The organism is Halalkalibacter alkaliphilus (assembly GCF_023555415.1).
Taxonomy (GTDB): domain Bacteria; phylum Bacillota; class Bacilli; order Bacillales; family Bacillaceae_D; genus Halalkalibacter; species Halalkalibacter alkaliphilus.
Genome location: NZ_JAKRYL010000003.1, coordinates 33,908 through 58,450, shown reverse-complemented (window position 1 = coordinate 58,450; position 24,543 = coordinate 33,908). Strand labels below are relative to the sequence as shown.

Sequence of the window (24,543 nt, the reverse complement as noted above, 5' to 3'; positions counted from 1 at the left end):
TATCTTAAGATTTTATACGTCACTATAAATCTAGTTCATTCGGTGTTAAATGATCAATCAGTAAATTAAGTCTTCCTACCTATAAATTCTTTGTATAGAACATTAGCATATCGCCCACAATTTTACCACTTGGAAATTTAAAGTAATCTCCGCTAGCAGGTGGTTCTTAATTAGTTTTAGAGAGCCAGTGTTCATGTAAAACAGAAAAGTAACCACGCTCAAAATCATTAATTATTTAAAAGGATAAATTTTTTCGATATAACTTTCCATCCACTTATCTATACTACTCTTTAACCCAATACAAAAAAGCCCTCTATCCAAGGACTTTTCTCATTGTGTTATAATGATCTCTACTCGTATCAAAACTAGTGACTAAATTAATTTAAACTTTTCTTTATCCAAAGTATTTTCTCTTTTTCTTTTGTAGGCAAAGACATCCTGAACTTTCTCTTCAATACATCAACATTTGAACTAATGAATTCTACTTTTTTATAAGGCTTATTACTAGAGTTGTTAGTTCCATCAAAATGAAGGGTCATTTTGAACAGGAAATGACCCTCTTTTGAAATGACAGCTCGATACGTTCCAATATATTCCCCATCTGCATTATGTCCTTTGATTTTTCCTATCCAGATGTTCATTAGAAACAACCTACCAACTACTGAATTATGTGTCTATGTTCCTTAATTTGAATAAGTGAAAAACCAAATGGATCTAATTCTACCTTGGAACTTCTTATCTGTTTTTTACTCCATAGATCTATTCCTTTTTTATCTGTAAAGTCACAAGGTAGATTGATCTGTACGTCTTTATTTGAATTATTTATAGCTATCAAGATCGTTTCATCGTCAGATTTTTTAGAGTAAATTACATGATTTGTTTCCACATTTGTTTCAAGTATTGTAAACTCCCCATTATTGCCTAAAACTGCGTGTTCTCTTCTTAAAGCAATGACTTTTTTTACAAACTCAAGTAATCCTAAATCCTGTTCTTCTTCATTCCAATCCATGCATTTACGGCAACCAGGATCATTTTCACCAGTTATACCAACTTCATCTCCATAATAAATACAAGGAGTACCAATAAAAGAAAGCTGAAATAAAAAGAGCAACTTTAATTTTTCTTTGTTTTCCTTACAGATCGTTAATATTCTTGGAGTATCATGACTACCTAATAAATTAAAGGCTACCTCATTAACATTTTTCGGATAATTACTGAGTACCTTTGTTAATTGTTGACCAAATTGCTCAGCATTTATTTCATCTTTTGCAAAGAAATCTAAAGTAGCTTGTGTAAAAGGATAATTCATGACTGCATCGAATTGGTCTCCTTGTAACCAAGGCATCGAATCATGCCAGATTTCCCCAAGTATATAAGCATCTGGCTTAATTGACTTAACTACTTGTCGAAACTCTCTCCAGAATTGATGGTCTACTTCATTTGCAACATCTAGACGCCAGCCATCAATATCAAATTCTTCAATCCAATAACGGCCAACCTGAAGCAAATATTCTTTTACTTCTGGATGTTCCGTATTCAATTTCGGCATGGCATGAGTAAACGCAAAGGTATCATAATTTGGTTCTGGTAAAGGCTTCACCGGAAACTCTCTTAAATGAAACCAATCTTTGTATTGTGATTGTTCCTGATTTTTTAACACATCTTGGAACGCTTCAAAGTAAAACCCGCTATGATTAAAAACAGCATCAAGCATCACTCGTATCCCGTTTTCGTGGCATACTTCTACTAACCTTTTAAATGTTTCTTTGTCCCCAAATTGAGGATCAATCTCAAAATAATCAATTGTGTCATATTTATGGTTAGATTTCGCCTTAAATATTGGGGTAAAATATATCCCATTAATCCCCAAGTCCTTTAAGTAAACAATGTTTTTAATAATGCCTTCAAAATCTCCACCAAAAAAACTATCTACCTTTGGCTCTGCACTTCCCCATGCCAATGTTCCTTCAGGGTTTAAATCTGGATTACCATTTGCAAACCTTTCAGGGAAAATCTGATACCATATTGTCTCCTTCACCCAGTCTGGAGCTTTAAATACATCCACTTCATTTAAAAATGGAAAGCAAAAATAAAAGTTAGTCGTTTTAGGATCCTTTTCTTTGAATCCCATCTCACCGTAAATAACCCTCTCATATTGCGAGTAAAGTTCAAAGCCATAACGTAAACGTCGGTACTCAGGTTGCACCTCTACAAACCAATAATCAAACAGTTCATCCGTTCCTTCCAATACCATTGGTTTTGTACTATTTATCCATTCTCCCTTTTCCCACTGATAAGGGTCACCAAAAATCAAGTAAGCTTTTGTTATGTCCCCTTTTTTTACTTTCAAACGAATATGAAGGGTTTCGCTATCATAGGCATAAGCAAAATTATTTTTCGGTCTGTGATAAATTGCTTCTTTTAACATGTACACCAACCACCATTCATTTTTAAGTTATTGTAACTAGATTAAAGGCTAATTGATTCTCCCATTATCTAACGAAATCGAACCATCCGAAACCGTTTACATACAGGCGCAGGTGTCTTTTATTTTGATTTCTGCCCGTGATTATTAAAGGATATCAAAAGGGTGTTTTCTTTCACTTTCTAATAGATAAATATGACACTTCCGTTAGAAAAAAAATAAACAAAATTCAAGCAATGTATAAGTAATTCACTTATAAAAAAACCTGTGTCTCAACAGGTTTTAAAAACTATAGATTCACCTTTCTATTCTCTCTCTAGCAAGCACCAGGTCAATCTCTTGTGCAGCCTTCGTTAAACCTTCCTCTACACTGACACTTCCAGAAAAGATCAGCTCTAAGTATTTACTATAAATTTCATCAACCTCCCACCATTTAGGAATATAAGGTAGGAAAAGAGCATCATCAAGACTATCTACATATGGTTGATAATGTGGTAAATGATCATATAACTCTGAGAGTTCGACCTTTTTATTCGTTGGCTTTAGTCCTGCTTGTGCCATATATGTCTGTGCTTCTATATTAGTCATCCATTTAGCAAAGGTCCATGCTGCTTCTTTATCTTTTGCCGCTTTTGAAATAACGATATTTTCTCCACCTAATACAGCTCTATTACTTTCATAAATGGGAAATGGAGCAGCCACAGTCTTTTGATTCATCGATTGAATCTGCTCTTCAGAAAAACTACTATAAAACCAAGGTCCCTCATCAATCATAAAAAAGTTACCGTCTAAAATACCTTGCCATAAGCCCCCAGATGTTACTAAGCGACCTTTTTGATAAAATGATAAAAGTTTATTAACAGCAGCTATACTTTTCTCACTGTCTAAATATCCTGTAGCTTGTGAATAAGTTGGATCGGTTAGCATCCCACCGAAGCCATAAAAATAATGTAACGTTGCCCATATTGAAAAGTTACTGATTCCAATAACATACTGGTTTTTTTCAACTACATTTATTAGCTCATCCATTGTTACGGGTGGATTAGCGTCACCTGAACTTCCAAGTAAATCCTGGTTATAGATCGAAGCCTTAGTGTAAATATTTAAAGGAATACCGTAATAATTCCCATTATAATAGCTTGATTGCATTAGTCGCTCATCAAATTGGTCTTTTAGATCATCAAATTCTTCAAAATCACTTAGGGGATGTAAAAGATCAAGCTGTGCAAATTCCGGAGTCCAAGCGATGTTTAGCCTAATAATATCAGGCGCTCTATTCGTAGATGCTCTGGAAATCATCTCCGAAATCAAAGTATTATTATAATGTTGTCTTACTGACTTCACTTTAATACTTGGATATTCCTGTTCAAATAAAGGAATGACGCTATTTTCAAGAATATAGGTCTCCTTTTCATTATATGTATGCCAATAAACAATCACTTCTTTTTCATGTTCAGTATTTAATGCGGGGCTACTATCTCCAATAATAGTTTGATTGCCACACCCTGTAAGTAGGAGCAATACAACAAGCAAGCAAAGAACATTTTTTTTCATAAGCCCCACAACCCTCACCTCCTATTTCTCTTGCTTTAGCCGATAGTCAATTGGTGAATGACCTGTCATTCTTTTAAACAATTTGCTGAAATATTTAACATCTTTAAATCCAGATTGTTGTGCCACTTCGTATACCTTAAGTGTAGTGTTCAATAACAACTCACTTGCCTTATTAATTCGAAGGTTAATGACATAATCTATAAATTTTTGATCACTATATTGTTTAAACAAGATACTAAAATAATTTCTACTTATATGAATATGATCAGCCACCTTTTGAAGCGTTAGTTCTTCGGTATAGTGCTGATGTATATAACTTATTGCGCGTTCCATCAGCTCATTATCGCTACTTGGCTTTCGCTTTTGTTCCGAGATGAGCTGAATACATTCATCAATATTTTCAATTAGCGAAATATATAAATCGTCAAGCGTTTCAGTTTGTTGCAGCTCATGACATTTAGCAATTAGTAATGAGAGATCTAACTTATTTCCAAATAAGCTAGATAATATATCACTTGCTTCCTTTCTAATTACTGCTGCTTGAAATTCTTCCTGCTTCCATTGGTAATAACGTTCTTCAATAAACGTAACTACCTTTTCCTTATCAACGGGGATAACAAACTGTTTCATTTCATCAGCTATGGAACGTTTAATTGAAGATTCCTTTAGCTCTTTATAAGAAAATACAGCTTCTTCAGGATAAAAAAACCGCCTTTCACAAGCTAAAAAGCTTCGCCTAAATCCTTCTTTAGCTTCATATACACTTGAAATCATATCATAACCAAATGAAAACCGTACATTTGACTCTTGCATCACTACTTCTTGTAATTGGTGAAGTACTCTTACAGGATCAAGATCTATATTCACGAAAAATAGTATATCTACCTCTCCAATTATTAAGCAAACGCCTTCTTCATACTGATTGTAAAAACGCTCTTGAATCTCTTCAAGTGTGAAGCTTTTAAATAATACTCCACATTGCTCTTCAATCTTAGCTATATCGTTCATTTTCATATATATAACAAGAATGGAACCAGAATTTAAATAATTGATTTCTCCGTAGTCAGAAAAATCTTTTTCATTTAGAAGGATACGCTTTAAATTTTGTTCAACCTTTTTTCTTTCAAGTAAAGAGGTAGACTGATCAACAAGGGTTAACTTTTTCTCAATATACGTTTCTTCCTTCAAGAGTTTTACACACTTTTCTATTAATTGAACAAACTCCTCTTGCTCGAGTGTAGGTTTTAAAACATAATCAACCGCTCCGTATTTTATTCCCTCTTTGACATATTCAAACTCATTAAAGCTGCTTACTAAAATGACTTTTATTTTCGGATAAAGGCCTACCGCTTTCCTCATTAAAGTCAACCCATCCATCACCGGCATTTTAATATCTGTAATTAAAATATCAACATGATTTTCCTTCATGATTTCAAAGGCCTCCTCCCCATTTGGGTATGCTCCTAGAAAGAATAATCCTTCTTTCTCCCAATCTACAGAAGCCTTTAAACCAAAACGGATGACAGGCTCATCATCAACGATCATAACGTTATACATGATTCTCACCTCTATCTTTTTAGCTTAATGATCAATGTAACCGTTGTTCCATTTGTGCTACAATCAATTTTCACACTTGAATCCGATGCATAATAAAGTTTAATTGATTCAAAAACATGAAGAAAACCGATGCCTACAGACGTATTCGGAGTGTAGGTGGCTTCTTGAATTTTGCTTAATTTTTCCTTGTCCATTCCTATGCCATTATCAGAAATAACTATTTTGACTCCATCAACTATCTTTCGTCCTGATAATTTGATTATCCCTTCCTTTCCAGTTGGTACGATCCCATGAAAAATGGCATTTTCAACAATAGGTTGCAACAACATTTGTGGAATTAAAAAATCATTTACTTCCAATTCAACATCCAATTGCAATTGAAAGATTTGCTCATAACGAATTTGCATAATGTCAATAAACTTTTCAATAATCTCTATCTCTTCTTTGACTGTAACAAATGTTCCTTTCTTTCCCATATTTGCTTCAAGTAACCTCGTTAATGCGGATAAAGCCATATTTGCACGATCAAACTGTTTAAAGTTCACAAGCCACCTTATTGTACTGAGCGTATTAAATAAAAAATGTGGATTGATTCGGTGCTTAACTACACGTAACTCCGCTTCCTTCTTTTGAACTTGTTCACTTTTCACTAATTCCATAAGATGCTCTAGCTTTTCTAACATCCGATTAAACTCCATCGACATCATCCCAATTTCATCAGATGTTTGTACGTTTGTCCGAACATTAAAGTCCCCTTCACCGACAAGCTTCATTTGATTTGTGAGTACTTTGATAGGCTTTGTTACCCGATTTGCAAAAAACAAACCAATTAATATAGCTACTATACCAAACGTAATAGAAGATAGAATCACGATCGTTTGAATCGTAAGTAATTGACCTGTAATTTCTTCAATAGGAACGACTCCTACAATCGTCCAGCCGTTTGCGAGTGGTTGTTTTACTCCATAGTAATTAAGCCCACCTTCTACATACTCAAATTCTATTTCTTCTCCAAATATGACTCGATCATATAACTGCTCATTCGAGATTGTTTCGTTGATCTTTTCAATATTTGAATCAATCATAATATTGCCTTGTTGGTCAACAACAAAGAAACGCCCAGTTTTTCCTAATTTAATCTCGTTAATCGTATCAAGTACTGCCTCTCCATCAAGAAACACTTGAATATAGGCAATATTATTCAATTTATCAAAGTCTTTCATTACACGACTTATCGGCAAAACCAATTCCGTGCTCTCTTCTAAACCACTAAACCACTCAAACTGAAGGCCTTCCCAATACAGTTCACCATCTCGTTTAATTGAACCAATCACCCATTCCAACTCTCTTAAGTTAGCCTGATGAAATTTTTCCCAATGGAAAAATCTACTTACCCAACTTGTGCCTTCTTCCCTTAAAATATAAATCATCTGTACATGAGAGTTTGATTGTATATGTGCATTTAAGAAAGAATTCATCATTTCATTATTTTGGTGACGTTCATGTTCGGAAAGTTCCGTATCCAGATCCGCTTTAACAATCTCCTGAAGCCTCTTATTACTATAGATAAGATTCGACATGTCACTACCAGCTGTCAGAACATTAGACAAGGAATCTGCTGCTTGGCGAGTGGTCTGAATTGAAGACTCTCTTACATTTTCTTTAATGATGTTTGACGAAGATACATAAAAGAAAATGCTATTAAACAAGGTGGGGATTAAAGTCACTATTAATATTACAAAAACAACCTTTGTAGCGAATCGATTTTTAGTCATGTTTTTATTGTTTATCATTAATTAGTCCCTTATTTACTCTATTTCTTGGTATCATCATAACTTTCACACATGAATCAAGCAAGGTTAGGTATATATACTGCTTTACATATTTCAGAATTTATCGAAAATAATAATCGTTTTTGTACACTCTAATTATATAGATCAAATACCGATCAGGAAGTCGTTTTCATTAAGAGGGTGGTGTCTTTTATTACAATCGATTAACCTTAAACTTCTAATCATTTAAAAAAAAGTGTCTTATATTAATGAAGATAAGACACTTTTTAAAGGCTATTTCCTTTAATCTAGGGGAATCACCTTATTTATTCAGGGGGATATATTTAAGATTTTAATTTTTTACTTCACGTGAATAATTAACCGATAAAACCCATAAAGACAATTCTAATATAATTTATAAAACCGCCCTTTGAGTGTTAGTCTCATTAGACGGTCGCGCGTGGAGTTTTATCTTTTTCCATTGAAACTTATCCTTTATTTGCTCCTGCCCTTAACCCTTCTGTTAGTGGTTTTTGAAGTACCATAAATAGAATGGTAATTGGAACGGCAACAAGGACTGCTCCTGCTGCAAAGGTTGTAAATTCAGTGTTACCAAGACCTTGTACCATTTCAAACAAACCAACAGCTAACGTTTTATTAGCATCCGACCTAAGCACAAGCCTCGCTAATATAAAGTCCATCCATGGTCCAATAAAGTTCATTACCGCAATAAAGACCATAATTGGCAGCGATAAAGGCATCATAATTCTAAAAAAGATCGTTAAATGACCGGCTCCATCTATTTTGGCAGCTTCTTCTAAGCTTCTGGACATTCCATCGAAATATCCTTTTACAAGCCAAGCTCCAAAAGGGATTGACCCACCAGCATAGACTAAAATTAATCCCCAATGGTTATCTAATAGATTCATTTGTAGAAGCAAAATATAGATCGCAATCATCGCCATAAAGCTTGGAAACATTTGCAGAACCAAAATAGCCATTAACCCTGCTCGTCTACCAGGAAAACGAAAGCGTGAAAAAGCGTAAGCTGCAGTTAACACTAAAAAGGTAGAAATCAACATATTCCAAAACGAGATTTTCAATGTGTTCATATACCAGCGTAGATAATCGGTTTCATTAAATAAATAAATATAGTGTCGAAGTGATAAGTTGTCAGGAAGTAAGCTTGTGGCGAAAAGTGTATTCCCTGGATTTAAGGAACCGATAATGACAAAGTAAACAGGATATAAAATCATGATACTTGTTACCACCAACACACCATATATGACAAACATCCGGATTAAATTCTTGATTTTTTTACTCATCATCGCATCATATCCTCTTCTTTAAATGCTCTTGTTTTACTGAAGTTCCATACAGAGAAAATTGCCACTACGATAAAAATTAACAAACCAACAGCAGATGCCATTGCAAATTGATTATGATCAAAGGTCATTTTATAAATCCAACTAATTAAAATATCTGTCGACCCTGCATAACTATAGTCAGGATTTGTTGGACGTCCCTCCGTGAAGAGGTAAATCATATTAAAGTTATTAAAGTTTCCTGCAAAACTCATAATTAATAATGGTGAAGTTGAAAACATGACTATTGGAAACGTAATATTACGAAATTTTTGCCAAGCGCTAGCACCATCAATTTCAGCTGCTTCATATTGTTCTTTATCAATTCCTGTCATAACTCCAGCCATTAAAATCATCCAAAACGGGAATCCAAACCACATGTTTACAACAACTAACATGATTTTCGCCCATGTTGGATCGGTGAAAAAAGGTATCGCACTTAGTCCCCATTCAGCTAATATTGGATATTGATCAACCAAATTATTAATATATTTATTAATTGGTCCGAATTGTCCATTAAAGATATTACGCATGATTAAAATCATAACAAACGCAGGAATCGCCCACGGTAAAATAAAGATTCCACGCCAAAACTTCTTGAATTTCACCCCTTTTGACTCGATCAAAACCGCGTAGAAAAAACCTACAAAAAATGTGGTGAAGGTTGTTAGTACTGCCCAGACAATGGTCCACATGAATACACCGTAAAATGTTCTACTCCATGAGTTCCTATTAAAGAGATCAATAAAGGTCTGAAAACCCACCCAATCGACTAAATTCCGCGGCGGTAAATAGTTTGGGCCTGAGTAATTTGTAAAAGCAATCATGACAGAAAAGACTAAAGGCAATATTGTTAAAAATAACGTAAAAATAACGGTTGGGGTTAATAGAATATAGGCAAATCCATGCTCCCAACTATTTTGAAGCGATTGTTTTAAAGTACACGGTTTAACTCCTTTGTCTCGTTCTTTCCCAACTTTATAGGCATCACGTACACTGATAACATAGATACATAAAATAACGAGGGCAATCAATAAAGCAATGATTCCTTCAATCATTAGGAAAATGGAATGATGCCCTTCAAATACAACTCTGCCTCGTTCACGAATTTGTGGGGTTTCTCCTAGTGTTCTAAGTCCCCACATCGCCCACTGAAAAGGTTGTGCATAAAAAATGATAATATAAAGCCATAAAACGGAGAAAAAGAGACCTTTTCCAATTTGCCGATTGTAAAATTGCCCCAATCCCATAAAGAGCAATGATAAAAAAGAAGCAATAAATGCCTTCGTTTTAAATACACTTTTTATTGGCTTCTGTTCATTTGGGTTTGTATTTTTTTCCAATCCAATTCGGTTTAATTCTGGTTCCTGTTCATTTCGGTTTAATTTTGGAGCCGGCAATCCTGCCATTAGTTTCAGCCTCCTCTATAAATAATTCCCAAGTTGGAGATCCCGAACTTGGGAATTTCATTCACTAGTTATTTAACACATCAATTGATTCACTTATTTGTTCTACTGCACTATCTAAAATGTCTTGAACATCACGGTCCGTATTCCAAATGCTTATAAATGCATCACCCATTGGTCCCCATACGATTTGCATTTCAGGAATATTTGGCATTGGTTGTGCATATTGAGCTTGTTCTAAGAAAGCCGATAAAATTGGATCGTCTAAAATGACATCACTTTCAAGTAATGCTAAATGAGGCGGTAATTCACCAGTCATTTCAAAACGTTTTTCAAGCATTTCTTCACTAGTTGCAAATTGTGCATAAAGAGCAGCTGCTTCAGGGTATTCTGTATACGCGCTTACAAAATAGCCTTTTACACCTGAGAAACTCGTTGGATTCTCGCCATTACTTAATAGTGGCAGTGGGGCAACACCAAAGTTCACTTCCGCGTCGGTATGTGCATTTATGTCCCATGGGCCAGATATACGGAACATAACTTGATTTTCATTGAAAAGAGTTCCGATTACATCTCCTGTAATGTCCTCCGTATTAAGCGGCAAACTTACTTCTCTTATTTCACGCAGAAATTCCCCAGAACGAACCGCACCTTCGTTATTTAATCCAGTGACCGATGGATCAGTGTTGTCTTCACCAAAAACGTAGCCTCCATATCCACCTAAAAATGTATGAGTAAAGTAATAGTTCCCAGGTTCAAACATGATACCATAGTGATCTGTTCTTACATTCGTAAAATCTTTCGATAATTTTAAAAGTTCTTCAAAAGTTTCGGGTACTTCATCTACAAGATCTTTATTGTAATAAAGTGCATATGTTTCGATTGCATAAGGGTAACCGTACAATGTATCATCTACTGATGTTCCTAGAACAGCTGCTTCCATGAAATTCTCTTCATAATACTCAGGAAAGAAATTTTCAATAATAAGACCTGCAGCGTCCATGTTTCCTGCATGGTCATGAGCACCTGCAAATACATCGGCTCCAAGTCCAGCTGGTCCATCCGTTTGTAAAACCCCCGGTGCATCAGTATGTCCTACTTCTTCTACTGTTACAGGAACACCATATTCTTCAGTAAATTTCTCAGCAACATATTCAGCCCACTCTCGATGTGTATCACCATTGTCCCATACAAGCAGTTCCGCTCCTTCTTCAGGAGTGATTTCGTATTCAACGACTTCGTTATCTCCATCTCCCTCTGCTGGACTACTTACTGGTGGTGCACTTTGTGGCGGAGCGGAACAAGCAGCAAGAATTCCGACTGATAAAACACCTGTTGCTAATACGTTAATAATTCTTTTGATTTTCATCTTTACTAATCCCCCTTATTTATTAAGTACATGCTTATTTTCTATCAGAAACAACATTTAAGAAACCGCTTTCATTACTGTTGTTGTGTCTTTTATTACAAAATATTTCACCTCAATTTACCAACCGTCTTTAGTGGTGGCTTATATTCTTCAAATTAAAAACACAAGACACCATTTCTCTAAACAATCATATATGTTAATGAACTTTACACACTATAAAAAGTCATGACCTGCATCCTTAGATAGGTCATGACTTTTTAATTTGCTGGCGATCACGGCCGTAACGCCCTCACCTAAGTCTAGTATAAGAACTTCTTCTTCTCTACTTCCCCGTACTCTTCTGATTTACTTTTTTCCCATTATTACTTTTGTTATCCTTTCCATTCACACTGTTCATCTTTATGACCACTGTTGTCAAAGGATCGATCGTTATACTACGGCCAGTTAGTTTAAAGCCTGACCTTTCTGAAACCTCTTCTATTCCGGCTTCATCACTATCTACTAGAACAGTGCCTCTAATTAGATTTTCACCAATTGTTAATGATCTTTCTTTCGTATCTGCATTAACAAACACATAATAAGCTGTTCCATCTGTTGCTTCATTTCGATAGCCTATTACTAAATCTTGTTCCTTTATTTCTGGAGCATCTACTAGAGTTACATTGGAATCTATCAATTCTGTTGTTCCTAATCTAAAGGCATCTGTTGATCTTCTTAAAGCAATCAGGCCTGTTGTATATTCCCTTGTAAGGTTATTAATAGGAAACAAATCTTCACTCGTAGCTTGATCCCAATTAAACATATTAATAGCGTCTGATGAGTCATAAGAATCGTGGATAAAGTATGGATACGTAAACGGATTTCCATCCTCATCTTCCATATAAGTAGACTTATATGGTGGCTCAGACGTTTCAGCTCTGAACTGCTTCGTTCGTCCAAACTCTTGACCTGCATGAATAAAGGCCTTTCCTTGAGCAGTTAAAACCATTGCATTTCCGAGTCTGATTCGTTTGTGGATTTCTTCTTGATGAAATTCTGGATCCTTCTTAATAGATTGAGCAATGACGTCATGGAGCGTTAGATTATCATGAGCTTCGATATATGGAACAACGTCACCTGGATCACTTGCAACAAAGTTATGTGGCTGAGCCTTTATATTGTCAAAAATTTGCTCTATATTCCTTGCTCCTCCAGTAATAAATCTTGGTTCTCCTTCACTTCCAAAGCCAGACTTCAATTCGTTCCTAAACTCATCAGAGAAAACCCCAACACTTTCTGTATGTTGCATCCAGTCTTGATCTGCTGGCATAACATTGTCGCCTTCATCCCCTACAAATGTTCTCCAGCCCTCTCCGATCATAACGATATTCGGATTCAGTTCTTTTGCTTTGTCATAGGCAGTTTGAATACTTTCTGCATCATGGTCTCCCATCATATCAAAGCGAAACCCATCTACTTTAAACTCGTCAACCCAGTAAGTAATAGAATCAACAAGAATTCTTCTTGCCATTTCATGAGTCGTCCCTAAACGCCCCCCACCAAAACTTGTTCTAGGAGTACCATCAGCATCCATAAAGTGATAATAGTTTGGAACAAGATCTTCAAAAATCTCAACTCTAGCTGTATGATTGTAAACTACATCAAGGATCACTCCCATACCTCGGCTGTGAATTTCATCGATCAACATCTTTAACTCTTTAATTCTTAACTTTGGATCATCTGGGTTTTCTGAATACATACCAGTTGGAGAAAAGTAACTATGTGGATCATAACCCCAGTTATAATTCGTTGCAGTAGAAGCATAATCTAACATTCTTTCATCACTTTTCCATTCACTTCCCCAGAAATAACTCATCACTGGTAAAAGCTGAACGTGAGTTACACCTAAATCTTCAATGTAATCTAGTTTATCAACGAAAGCTGCAAATGTTCCAAATTGTGCACTTAGCTCACCTTCAATACTAGGGTCAGATGTGAAGTCTCTTACATGTACTTCATAAATAATCGCATCTTCTCTCTTTTCAAACCCTTCAATTTCCGCAAACTCTAGATCAGGTCCAATCGTAGAAGGATCAATAATCGCTGCTTTCCCAATTGAATACTCTCCAAAGTTATCCCACGTTGCCATAGATTTAGCATAGGGGTCTAGTGCTAATTTATTATCTCCATCATGATCTATTTCATAATGATAGAAATAACCTTCTACATTCTCCACACCTGTATTTTCTTTAGTAAGTATGACTTCCCAAACTCCACGGTCACCTTTTGTCATCTCTATATCATCTCTCACAACAACAAACTGATCATCCTTATCGTACAAAATGACTGATACATTTTCAGCCATAGGTGACCATAATTTTAACGTCGCTGTTCCATCGTCATGTAATTCTGCACCCAAATCACCATCGTAAGCGTACAATTCATCAATCAATTTCCATTCTAGTACAGCCGTAATGGTTTGCTCTTTGTAAGCTACAGTAAAAGGTGCCTGAGGTAAGTCGAAATCCCCCTTAATCTCAATCGTTTTACTATCTTTAATTGTTATACTTGTAAATTCTACTTCATTACCATCTTTATCCGAGATCTTAATAGCCTCTACCAAATCGAATTCTGTTAATTCTCCTATATTAGTAAAATCTAATTGAATTTTAGTGTCTGATACCACTTTTCCTGAAATGATTCTAGTCGAAACTTCTCCATCTGCAGAAGTATAAACCGTGTCATCATCTTCTTTAATCCAGACTTCATTCATGTCTAAAGAGGAGAGATCAAGTACTTTGTCGCCCCCATCTTTGTCTCCAGTAGTCGTATTTAATACAAGGAACCCTACTTTTTTAGCATTCTCCTTTAATTCTATATCCAGGTAGGCACCATAGTTCGTCATTTGGTCTTCTTTAAAAGATGTACTACCTGATGGCCAATTATCAGAAGGTACAGCTACATCGTTCCATAACCAAAGACCAAGATCCGTAAAGTTATTATCCTCTCTTTGATAGTGAATTCTGAGCGTATTTTCGGGAATATCATTAGATTCTAAATGGTATGCTCCTGATTGTTCAGCTGTCCCGGCTTGATTAAATAAAAAACTTCCTAATGACAATGTTATTAGGAAAACTAGTACTACTAATAATGATTTTTTCATATAATCATCTCCTTTATCTTTTTACCTTTTTACTATTCATCCCCCCTTATTTTTTGTACACGTTTATTATCTACGAGAAATAGCTTCGAATGAAACCGTTTTCTTTACGGTTGATGTGTCATTTATTACAATTTAATTATCTATAATTATCAACTTTTCTTGAATGGTGGTTTTTATTATTTCCTTTAGAAATATAAGACACTTAGTCTATTTTTTAACATGAAGAAGAAAATACTCAATAAAGAATTCATTATAATGCGACACCAAAAACGCCTCCTCAAAACCTGAGAAGGCGTGTCATTACTTGTCTTTTACAACCCAACGTTGAAGGTCATCTAATTCTACTACGCTGTAGGCACCTTTTCAATTACTTTATCAGGTGAAATAAATTCATATTCAAGATCTTTACCGACAGCTTCGTACGTAATTTCACCAATTGCTACGTTTAATCCAGATTTCAGAGAATGGTTATCGGAAATGGCTTGGGATACACCTTTATTTGCAATCTGTAAAGCGTAAGGAACTGTAACATTCGTTAAAGCGATTGTTGATGTTCTAGGAACTGCTCCAGGCATGTTTGCTACGGCATAATGTACAACTTCGTGTTTTTCATATATTGGATTATCATGAGTTGTAATACGGTCAACTTTTAACAAAAAACGAAAATCAAAATGTGAACACAGGCCACTTCTCTCTTTTTCAGACAAAAAAACACGCCTCTCAGCAAAATGAGAAAACGTGTATTCTGACTTTCTTATGAATGACCCGTACTGGGTTCGAACCAGTGACCTCCACCCTGTCAAGGTGGCGCTCTCCCAGCTGAGCTAACGGATCAAGTTTGAAATTTATATCGACATCTATTAATATACTTAATTACTAGGAAGTTGTCAATACTATTTTGGCGCGCCTAGTAGGACTCGAACCTACAACGCAAGAACCGGAATCTTGAATGATATCCCTTTCACCATAGGCGCACATATCGCAAGCGACATATTCTAATATAACTCAAGAGAGACTTATTGTCAAGGTAAACTCCCTCTTGAGTTATTTCCTTATTATTTCGATTCTGCAGGCGTACCTTCTTCAAGCATTTTGTTGAAACGCTCGCTAATGTCTTCTTCTGTATAGCCAGCCTCACCTAAACGTGCAGCAAGGTTTTTTGCCCATAACTCTAAGCGTTGAGCCATTTTGGCATATTTTTTTGATTCAGACCCTTTACCTTGCTTAGCACGGCCTTCTGCGTTAGACATGACGTTCTCAACGATGAATAAGCTTTTCCAAACCATTTCTTCATCTAATGACTCGTGAACTTCACCTAATTCTGCTAGAACTTTACGGTAAAATCCACTGAACTCTTTAAAAGAGATTTCTTCGTCCATATTTAAGTACACTTGAATTTGATCATACAAAGCTTGCATTTATTGCACTCTCCTTATTTAACTTATATGATTCTGTACAAAAGGGGTGATTTTTCCCTTAGTACAGAATCTAAGCAATGAGCGGAACCGCTACAAGGTTTTAATCCTCTAGGAGTAGGGTTCTCCTAGAGGCGTGTAGCGTGTGTAGCCATTGCCGTCTTTTTAAACGCACTATATAAGTCATTATAGCATAAATTATTTTTCGTTTCTTATAAATCATCATACATAAGGAAAGAGCTTATAGGACTCTACCTGTAAGCTCTTTCCAAGGTAAGTGGTTTTTATTCCTTACAATAGTCGTCGAATGCTTTCTCAAGCTTTTGAACGACTTGAATTGGTTCATGTCCTTCAATTTCAAAGCGTTCTACCATTGTTTTAATTTCACCGTCTTTTAATAGTGCAAATGAAGGTGAAGATGGAGCGTAGCCAGTGAAATATTCTCTTGCTCTTGCTGTCGCCTCTTTGTCTTGACCAGCAAATACTGTAACGAAGCGATCTGGCTTTGTTTCGTAATTTTTCATATACGCTGCAGCTGGGCGGGCAATTCCACCAGCACACCCACAAACAGAATTAATCATTACGAGAGTCGTTCCTTCTTTCTTTAATACTTCATCCACCTCTTCAGGTGTCTGTAATTGCTCATAACCTGCCTCGACCATTTCTTGGCGAGCAATTTTAACTACATCATTCATATAGAAATTAAATTGCATTGTACTCTTCACCTCTTAAACATATGTTACTTTTATTGTAACCCTTTCGATTAATAAAACCAATTCTTTTGCACCTAAAAAAGAGAAAGATCAGCATATTACCTGATCTTCCTCGTTGCTTTTATTGAAGTGCTGTTTCTAAAACTTCAATATTTCTTCTCATAAGACTGAAATAGTCTTCATCATTTTCAACGTCTTCTTCAATAAGCGCTTCTAAGTTATGAAGGTAAAGAGCCTCCGCACCTACTTCGTCTTTCACAACTTCAGCTACTTTAGTAGGTATGTTTTGTTCAAACAGAACATATTGTAGTCCGTACTCATTTGCCAATTCAATAATGTCTTGCAATTGACGTTGTGATGGTTCATTTGTTGGTGAAATACCAGCAATTCCAATTTGCTTAACACCATAACGCTCTTCCCAATATCCATAGCCAGCATGTGAAACTAGGAACGTATCTTTTTCTGCTGCTTCAACCATAGCTTGGAACTCTGCATCAATTGCTTCTAGCTCAGCCTTCACTTCTTCAAAGTTTGCATTAAATACTTCTTCTTGTTCAGGCATTAATTCAACAAGTGCATTTTTAATGTTTTCCGCAAGCGTAATAGATAAAATTGGATCTAACCATACATGCGGATCCTCGTCATGATCGTGTGCGTGATCATCATGTCCATGGTCGTGGTCATCCTCTTCATGTGCATGATCGTCATGTTCATGGCCGTGATCATCTTCCTCTTCATGCGCATGGTCATCGTGTGCGTGATCGTGGTCATGGTCATCTTCATGTGCATGATCATCATGTGCGTGATCGTGATCGTGCTCATCTTCCTCTTCATGTGCATGGTCATCATGTGCGTGATCGTGGTCATGGTCATCTTCATGTCCGTGGTCATCATGTGCATGATCGTGGTCATGATCTTGACTATGGTCGTGATCATAATCGATGAAATCTATTCCTTCTGAAGCTTTTACGATCGCAACCTCTTCACCTTCGAGAGTTTCAATTAATGCATCGACAAATCCTTCTAAACCTGCACCATTGTAAATGAATGCATCACCTTCAGCTACACTGATCATCTCACGAGCTGTTGGTTCAAATGTGTGTGCATCTGCACCGACAGGAACGATATTTGTCACATTTACAAATTCTCCTCCGATTTTAGTAGCAAAATCTTCTAAAGGAAAAATAGTGGTAAATAATTCCAACGCCTCTACTTCTTCATTTGGTTCTTCTGTTGCTGGTTGCTCTTGCTCTTCTGCTTGCTCGTTTCCGCCGCCACATGCTGCTAGAAAAGATGAAGCAATAAGAATTGAAGCAAACAAGCTTGATAGTTTCTTCATAACAATCCCCTTTCGTAACGATTACGTTTAATCACAGTTACAAATTATATCGTAAGCTTTACGATTTGTAAATATAAAATCCTAAACAAAAAGGCTTATTTTCAACCAAATCTATGTTGAAGATAAGCCTTTTAGCATTATGTTCTGTTAACTACATCTAAACGTTTCTTATATACATCATTTAATTTTTTATAATGGTCAAAAAGCTGTGGAAGTAATTTACGAAGTTGTTCTTCATCTCGCTTCTCGATTGCTGCATTAAAAGCATCAGTGATTTCTTTATGCTGTTCAATCCATTCATTATCAATAGCCCCGCCGTTCTCCAGTTCACCTTTTTGCTTAGCTTCCTTTAACTTCTTCTGAAGCAAATCTCGCTCAGAGCGGATTTCTTTCCACTTTTCTATTTCGTTTGGAGCGTATTTTTCTGCTAGCAACTCATAGTAAAAATCGAGATGAACTTTTAACTCCTTATTAATTTCTTGTTGTTCATGCCCGCGGCATTCCTGCTCTGGCTCTTCATTTGGTACTTCTGCTTGAACAGGTGCCAATGATGTAACAGCAATAGACGCTAGCAAGACAATTTGCGCAAGAATAAACAACTGGTGAAAACGTTTCATGAATTGGTCACCCTTTCCTTTCTGTTACTTTTAGAATAACCAGGTTCCCCTATTTCATGTAAAACATTAAAAAGCTGTTAAGATAAATTTCTCTTAACAGCTTTGATAATCATATAAACAAAAAAGTGCCAACATGCGGCGATGGCTCCTCTCGCCGTGCGCCCATTTAAGAAAACCACTTAGATAGACTAAAAAACATCACGGTGGTCTTATTTATGCTCGTAGTTTTTCAAATAGGGTTACACACTATTCCCTTAATAGCGCGAACATCTGGCGATGGCTTCTCTCGCCGTGCGCCTTTTAGGAGAAACCCACTCCTAAAAGGCTTAAAACATTACGGCGGCTTTGCCTATGCACCTAGTTTTTTAAAGGACTTATGCTTCCTTCCTTTAAATAGCGAACATCTGGCGATGGCTTCTCTCGCCGTGCGCCTTTTAGGAGAAACCCACTCCTAAAAGGCTTAAAACATTACGGCGGCTTTGCCTATGCACCTAGTTTTTCAAAGGACTTAGGCTTCCTTCCCTTAAATAGCGCGAACATGCGGCGATGGCTCCTCTCGCCGTGCGCCTTTTGAGAAGTTCACTCAAAAGGCTTAAAACATTACGGCGGCTTTGCCTATGCTCCTAGTTTTTCAAAGGACTTAGGCTTCCTTCCCTTAAATAGCGCGAACATGCGGCGATGGCTCCTCTCGCCGTGCGCCTTTTGAGAAGTTCACTCAAAAGGCTTAAAACATTACGGCGGCTCCGCTCATCGCTTCGAGAATGTTCCAAAAGGAAAAACGCCTTTTGGAACATTCTCTTTAATAAATAGATGTTGTCTCAGCCGTCATATTTTCAAGTATTTCTTTTACTCTTGCTAAGAAACGTCCACAAACAAGTCCATCTAACACGCGATGGTCAAGTGAAAGACAGAGATTAACCATACTGCGGATCGCAATCATGTCGCCTGCGTCACTTTCGATGACAACTGGTCGCTTCACAATTGACTCGATTGAAAGGATAGCGGCTTGTGGATGATTAATGATCGGTGTTGAGAGGATCGAACCAAAGGAGCCGGTGTTATTCACTGTGAATGTACCACCTTGCATATCCGCTCCACTGAGTTTTCCTGAACGTACTTTACCAGCTAACTCATGAACTTCACGTCCAAGTCCTTTGATCGTTTTCTCATCTGCATGTTTAATAACAGGGACAAATAATGCATCGTCGGTGGCAACCGCAAGTGAGATATTGATATCTTTCTTTTGGATAATCTTTTCACCAGCCCACATCGAATTCAACTGTGGAAATTCTTTTAATGCTTCAACAGTCGCTTTAATAAAGAATGGCAGGAACGTTAAATTAAAGCCTTCTTTTTCTTTAAAGCCCTCTTTGACTTGATTTCGATATTGAACAAGTTTCGTCACATCAACTTCAACCGTCATCCAAGCATGCGGTGCTTCATGCTTACTTTTCACCATATTAGCAGCAATTGCTTTTCTAACACCAGACACAGGAATTTCCACGTCTCCGTGTGATGTAAGGACAGCGGTAGACTCTTGCGGTGTTACAGGATTACTTTCTGGTTTATTAGCAACCGAAGTAGTAGGTTCAGCAATAGTAGTTGCTTTTTGCTCTACACCACCATCAATAACACGTTGAATATCCTTACGTGTTATTCGACCACCCTTACCTGAGCCAGTGACTTGTTCAAGATCAATATTATGTTCTTGAGACATACGCAACACGGCTGGAGAGTAACGACGCTTTTGTGACTGGTCGGATGGTGTTTCAACATGCGGCGTTGGAGTAGTTTCTTCTTTTTTAACCGCTGCTGCTGCCTCACTAGTACTTTCTCCTTCCACTTCAATCGTACATATAACGACTCCTACTTCGACCGTTTCATCTTCTTGTACGCGAAGCTCTTTAATTGTACCTGAATAGGAAGATGGTACTTCAGCATTTACTTTATCTGTCATTACTTCTGCAATTGGATCGTATTTATTCACATATTGACCTGGTTCCACAAGCCATTTGCTAATTGTGCCTTCTGTAACACTTTCCCCTAATTGGGGCATCGTCATTTCTGTCGCCATTCGATTCCCTCCTAGCGATTAAAATTCAGCTAGCTCCCGCATCGCTTTTTCAACCTTCTCTGGGTTAATCATAAAATACTTTTCCATTGTTGGTGCATAAGGCATCGCAGGTACATCTGGTCCAGCCAGGCGTTTAATCGGTGCATCTAGATCAAATAAACAATGTTCAGCAATGATTGCTGCCACTTCACCCATAATGCTGCCTTCTTTATTATCCTCCGTTACGAGTAGAACTTTGCCAGTTTTACTCGCTGCCTCAATAATGGCTTCCTTATCTAACGGATACACTGTACGTAAATCGAGAATATGCGCCCCGATCCCTTCTTTTTCAAGACGGTCAGCTGCTTGCAAAGCAAAATGAACGGATAAGCCATACGTAATGACAGTAATATCGTCACCTTCGCGCTTCACATCAGCTTTACCAATAGGTAAGGTGTAATCATCGTCAGGTACTTCCCCTTTTATTAATCGATATGCCCGTTTATGCTCAAAGAATAAAACCGGATCGGGATCGCGAATAGCTGCTTTGAGGAGGCCTTTTACATCGTAAGGCGTGGAAGGCATCACAATCTTTAACCCTGGTACACTTGCAAAGATTGCTTCAACTGATTGCGAATGATAGAGAGCCCCATGAACTCCGCCGCCATATGGAGCTCGTATCGTAATCGGGCAGCTCCAATCATTGTTAGAGCGGTAGCGAATTTTTGCTGCTTCCGAAATAATTTGGTTCACAGCTGGCATGATAAAATCAGCAAACTGCATTTCCGCAATTGGCTTCATCCCATACATTGCTGCCCCAATTCCGACACCAGCGATAGCCGATTCCGCTAGAGGCGTATCAATAACTCGCTGCTCACCAAATTGTTCATATAAACCATTCGTAGCTCGGAAAACACCGCCTCTTGCCCCAACGTCTTCACCAAGTACAAATACTTTTTCGTCCCGTTCCATCTCTTCTCTCATTGCTTGTGTTACAGCTTCTATATATGAAATAACAGCCATCTTTCTTCCCCCTTTCTATTCTTCTGCGTACGTATATAACATTGCACTTTCTGGATCTGCATAAGGTGCTTGCTCTGCATAATCTGTAGCTTCATCGATAATATCAGCCATCTCTTTTTCAATTCTTGACGAAATGTCATCTGTTAAAATTCCTGAGCCTTTTAAATAGTCTGCAAATGTAAAAATTGCATCTAATTTTTTTGCCTCTTCTACTTCCTCACGCGAGCGATAAGCCCGATCATCGTCATCACTTGAATGAGGAGTTAAACGGTACGATACCGTTTCAATGAGAGATGGTCCTTCGCCATTTCTAGCACGGTCTGCAGCTGCTTTTACTGCTTCATATACTGCTAAAGGATCATTGCCATCAACCGTAACTCCAGGCATCCCGTATCCAATTGCACGATCAGATACATTTTTACACGCTAATTGCTTTTCAATCGGTACAGAGATCGCATATTTATTATTTTCACACATGAAAATAACCGGGAGCTTATGGACTCCAGCGAAATTCGCACCTTCATGAAAATCCCCTTGGTTTGAGGAGCCTTCTCCAAAAGTTGTGAAAGTGACAAAATCCTTTCCTTCCATCCTGCCTCCTAATGCAATTCCGACTGCATGCGGAACTTGAGTCGTTACAGGTGATGATCCTGTCACAATTCGGTTTTTCTTTTGTCCGAAATGCCCAGGCATTTGCCTTCCACCTGAGTTTGGATCCTCAGCTTTTGCAAATCCAGATAACATAAGATCACGTGCGGTCATCCCAAATGTTAAGACCACTCCCATGTCCCGATAATAAGGCAAAATATAATCCTTACTTTTATCTAGTGCAAATGCTGCTCCTACTTGGGCTGCCTCTTGTCCTTGACATGAAATAACAAAAGGAATTTTCCCTGCACGATTTAAGAGCCACATACGCTCATCAATCTTTCGAGCCAGCAGCATCGTTTTATACATTTCAAGCACCGTTTCGTCGGATAGACCTAGTGCACGATGTCGATTTTCAGTCATCTTTCTTCCTCCCTCACTATTATGAATGAATAGCCAAACCATCTACAGCAAGTGCCGCCTCACCTATTACTTCAGATAAAGTTGGATGTGGATGAATCATTTCTGCTACTTCAAAGTGAGCAGCATCTAGTACTTTGGCCAAAGCTGCTTCAGAAATCAAGTCTGTCACATGTGGACCGATCATGTGAACTCCTAGTACATCCTGATTGTCTTCATTTGCTATCACTTTAACAAACCCATCTGTTTCACCATAGACTAGCGCTTTTCCTATCGCTTTAAACGGAAATGTTCCCACTTTTATTTGATAGCCTTGTTCTACTGCTTGTTTTTCAGTTAATCCAACACTCGCAACTTCAGGATTGCTATAAATACATTTTGCGACCGTGTCATAGTTGATCGGATCGGGCTTCTTACCTGCAATATGATCGACAGCAACAATTCCTTCATGTGAAGCAACATGCGCAAGCTGTAAACCACCAATCACATCTCCGATTGCATACATGTGTGATTCTTTTGTTTGATTAAATTCATTCACAACAATCACACCGTCTTCTACCTGAATATCGGTGTTTTCAAGGCCTATATCAGCTACATTCGCACTTCGGCCTACAGAAAGAAGCAATTGATCTGCGTGATACAATTCTTGTTGTCCCTTCACTTCAGCTTGAACGGTTACCCCTTGCCCTTTTTCTAAAGTTTCAGGTAGTACCTTAGCACCAGTCACCATTTTGATACCCTTGTTCTTTAAAATTCTTGCCGCTTCTTTTGCTATAGCTGCATCCTCTGTTGGAAGAATCTGCTCACTATACTCAATAACCGTTACTTCAACACCAAAATCATTCAGCATCGAAGCCCATTCAATCCCAATGACTCCCCCACCAACAATGATGATTGATTTTGGCAAAACCTCAAGCTCTAGAGCATGGTCTGAAGTGAGAACATACTTGCCATCTGCTGCAAGTCCCGGTAATTCCCGAGGCGAAGATCCTGTTGCAATAAGAACATACTGGGGGATTAGCATCGTATTTTCTTCACCATCTGAACGTTCTACAGAAATCGTCCCTGGAGTCGGGGAAAAAATGGATGGTCCAAGAATCCTACCAGTTCCTTCGTACACATCAATTTTCCCTTTCTTTAATAGATGCTGGACCCCGCGATGCAATTGGTCGACAATTGACTCTTTTCGTGCTTGCACTTTTTTAAAGTCTAAACTAACTTCGTTTGTAATGACACCAAATTCTTCTGAACGCTTTGAAGTGGCAAATACTTCTGCACTTCGAAGTAATGCCTTACTGGGAATACACCCTTTATGCAAACATGTTCCACCTAGTTTTTCTTTTTCAACTACTGCCACTTTTAGCCCGTGTTGTGCTGCTCGAATGGCAGCAACATACCCACCGGTACCGGCTCCTAAAATGACAAGATCGTATTCTTCAGCCATGTAACGTTCCTCCTAGCTCCTAAAGTTCCCGTCGAGTTAACATAAAAAAGGAAAACCGCCCTTTCTCCCTAATACGTGCTAACATACTTGTAATGGCTTCTCTCGCCGTGCGCCATTTGAGAAGATCGCTCAAATGGCTTAAAATCGTAACGGCGGTTCCGCTCATTGCTTCGAGTTAACATAAAAAGGGAAAACCGCCCTTTCTCCCTAATACGTGCAAGCATGTTTGCAATGGCTTCTCTCGCCGTGCGCCATTTGAGAAGATCACTCAAATGGCTTAAAATCGTAACGGCGGTTCCGCTCATTGCTACGAGTTAACATAAAAAGGGAAAACCGCCCTTT

17 protein-coding genes, 2 tRNA genes and 1 pseudogene are annotated in these 24,543 nt (G+C 37.6%); all 20 read right to left on the bottom strand.

From position 1 onward, the window contains the following. Nucleotides 1-377 precede the first annotated feature (377 nt). A complete protein-coding gene (locus MF646_RS03505; RefSeq protein ID WP_250095109.1) occupies nucleotides 378-641 on the bottom strand; it encodes a hypothetical protein in 264 nt (87 codons plus the stop codon). 17 nt (nucleotides 642-658) lie between these two features. Further along, nucleotides 659-2,428: an alpha-glycosidase gene (locus MF646_RS03500; RefSeq protein ID WP_250095108.1), complete on the bottom strand. Its 1,770-nt coding sequence runs from the start codon at nucleotides 2,426-2,428 to the stop codon at nucleotides 659-661. Between the two features lie 294 nt (nucleotides 2,429-2,722). Next, nucleotides 2,723-3,979, bottom strand: coding sequence for an extracellular solute-binding protein (locus MF646_RS03495; protein WP_250095322.1), 1,257 nt, complete (start codon nucleotides 3,977-3,979; stop codon nucleotides 2,723-2,725). 21 nt (nucleotides 3,980-4,000) lie between these two features. Continuing rightward, nucleotides 4,001-5,536 carry a response regulator transcription factor gene (locus MF646_RS03490; protein ID WP_250095107.1) on the bottom strand — a complete coding sequence of 512 codons (1,536 nt, stop codon included), beginning with the start codon at nucleotides 5,534-5,536 and terminating at the stop codon, nucleotides 4,001-4,003. Nucleotides 5,537-5,547: 11 nt separating this feature from the next. Next, a complete protein-coding gene (locus tag MF646_RS03485) occupies nucleotides 5,548-7,329 on the bottom strand; it encodes a sensor histidine kinase (RefSeq protein ID WP_250095106.1) in 1,782 nt (593 codons plus the stop codon). 467 nt (nucleotides 7,330-7,796) lie between these two features. Continuing rightward, entirely contained in the window at nucleotides 7,797-8,633 is an 837-nt protein-coding gene (locus MF646_RS03480) for a sugar ABC transporter permease (RefSeq protein ID WP_250095321.1), read from the bottom strand. Then, on the bottom strand, nucleotides 8,633-10,081 hold the full coding sequence (locus MF646_RS03475; protein WP_250095105.1) for a carbohydrate ABC transporter permease: 1,449 nt from the start codon (nucleotides 10,079-10,081) through the stop codon (nucleotides 8,633-8,635). Before MF646_RS03475 ends, MF646_RS03480 begins: the two co-directional genes overlap by 1 nt. A gap of 64 nt (nucleotides 10,082-10,145) precedes the next feature. After that, on the bottom strand, nucleotides 10,146-11,447 hold the full coding sequence (locus tag MF646_RS03470; protein ID WP_250095104.1) for a sugar ABC transporter substrate-binding protein: 1,302 nt from the start codon (nucleotides 11,445-11,447) through the stop codon (nucleotides 10,146-10,148). A gap of 322 nt (nucleotides 11,448-11,769) precedes the next feature. Continuing rightward, nucleotides 11,770-14,589 (bottom strand): pullulanase, encoded by a 2,820-nt coding sequence (locus MF646_RS03465; RefSeq protein WP_250095103.1) that lies wholly within the window; start codon nucleotides 14,587-14,589, stop codon nucleotides 11,770-11,772. A 344-nt stretch (nucleotides 14,590-14,933) separates the two neighbouring features. Then, nucleotides 14,934-15,236: pseudogene (locus tag MF646_RS03460) on the bottom strand (alanine dehydrogenase); the annotation flags it as partial. A 114-nt stretch (nucleotides 15,237-15,350) separates the two neighbouring features. Further along, a tRNA-Val gene (locus tag MF646_RS03455) sits at nucleotides 15,351-15,423 on the bottom strand. 65 nt (nucleotides 15,424-15,488) lie between these two features. Further along, nucleotides 15,489-15,563 (bottom strand) — tRNA-Arg (locus MF646_RS03450). Between the two features lie 81 nt (nucleotides 15,564-15,644). After that, nucleotides 15,645-16,007 carry a hypothetical protein gene (locus MF646_RS03445; RefSeq protein ID WP_250095102.1) on the bottom strand — a complete coding sequence of 121 codons (363 nt, stop codon included), beginning with the start codon at nucleotides 16,005-16,007 and terminating at the stop codon, nucleotides 15,645-15,647. Nucleotides 16,008-16,288: 281 nt separating this feature from the next. Further along, entirely contained in the window at nucleotides 16,289-16,717 is a 429-nt protein-coding gene (locus MF646_RS03440; protein WP_250095101.1) for a BrxA/BrxB family bacilliredoxin, read from the bottom strand. 121 nt (nucleotides 16,718-16,838) lie between these two features. Beyond that, nucleotides 16,839-18,056, bottom strand: a complete 1,218-nt coding sequence (locus MF646_RS03435; RefSeq protein WP_250095100.1) for a metal ABC transporter solute-binding protein, Zn/Mn family — start codon at nucleotides 18,054-18,056, stop codon at nucleotides 16,839-16,841. Between the two features lie 137 nt (nucleotides 18,057-18,193). Then, the gene (locus MF646_RS03430) at nucleotides 18,194-18,673 is read right to left on the bottom strand and encodes a hypothetical protein (RefSeq protein WP_250095099.1); all 480 of its coding nucleotides are present in this window, start codon (nucleotides 18,671-18,673) and stop codon (nucleotides 18,194-18,196) included. Nucleotides 18,674-19,472: 799 nt separating this feature from the next. Continuing rightward, on the bottom strand, nucleotides 19,473-20,747 hold the full coding sequence (locus tag MF646_RS03425) for a dihydrolipoamide acetyltransferase family protein (RefSeq protein ID WP_250095098.1): 1,275 nt from the start codon (nucleotides 20,745-20,747) through the stop codon (nucleotides 19,473-19,475). An 18-nt stretch (nucleotides 20,748-20,765) separates the two neighbouring features. Then, nucleotides 20,766-21,749, bottom strand: a complete 984-nt coding sequence (locus MF646_RS03420) for an alpha-ketoacid dehydrogenase subunit beta (RefSeq protein WP_250095097.1) — start codon at nucleotides 21,747-21,749, stop codon at nucleotides 20,766-20,768. Between the two features lie 15 nt (nucleotides 21,750-21,764). Further along, nucleotides 21,765-22,760: a thiamine pyrophosphate-dependent dehydrogenase E1 component subunit alpha gene (locus tag MF646_RS03415; protein WP_250095096.1), complete on the bottom strand. Its 996-nt coding sequence runs from the start codon at nucleotides 22,758-22,760 to the stop codon at nucleotides 21,765-21,767. Nucleotides 22,761-22,779: 19 nt separating this feature from the next. Continuing rightward, nucleotides 22,780-24,201 carry a dihydrolipoyl dehydrogenase gene (lpdA, locus tag MF646_RS03410; protein ID WP_250095095.1) on the bottom strand — a complete coding sequence of 474 codons (1,422 nt, stop codon included), beginning with the start codon at nucleotides 24,199-24,201 and terminating at the stop codon, nucleotides 22,780-22,782. Between the last annotated feature and the right edge of the window lie 342 nt (nucleotides 24,202-24,543).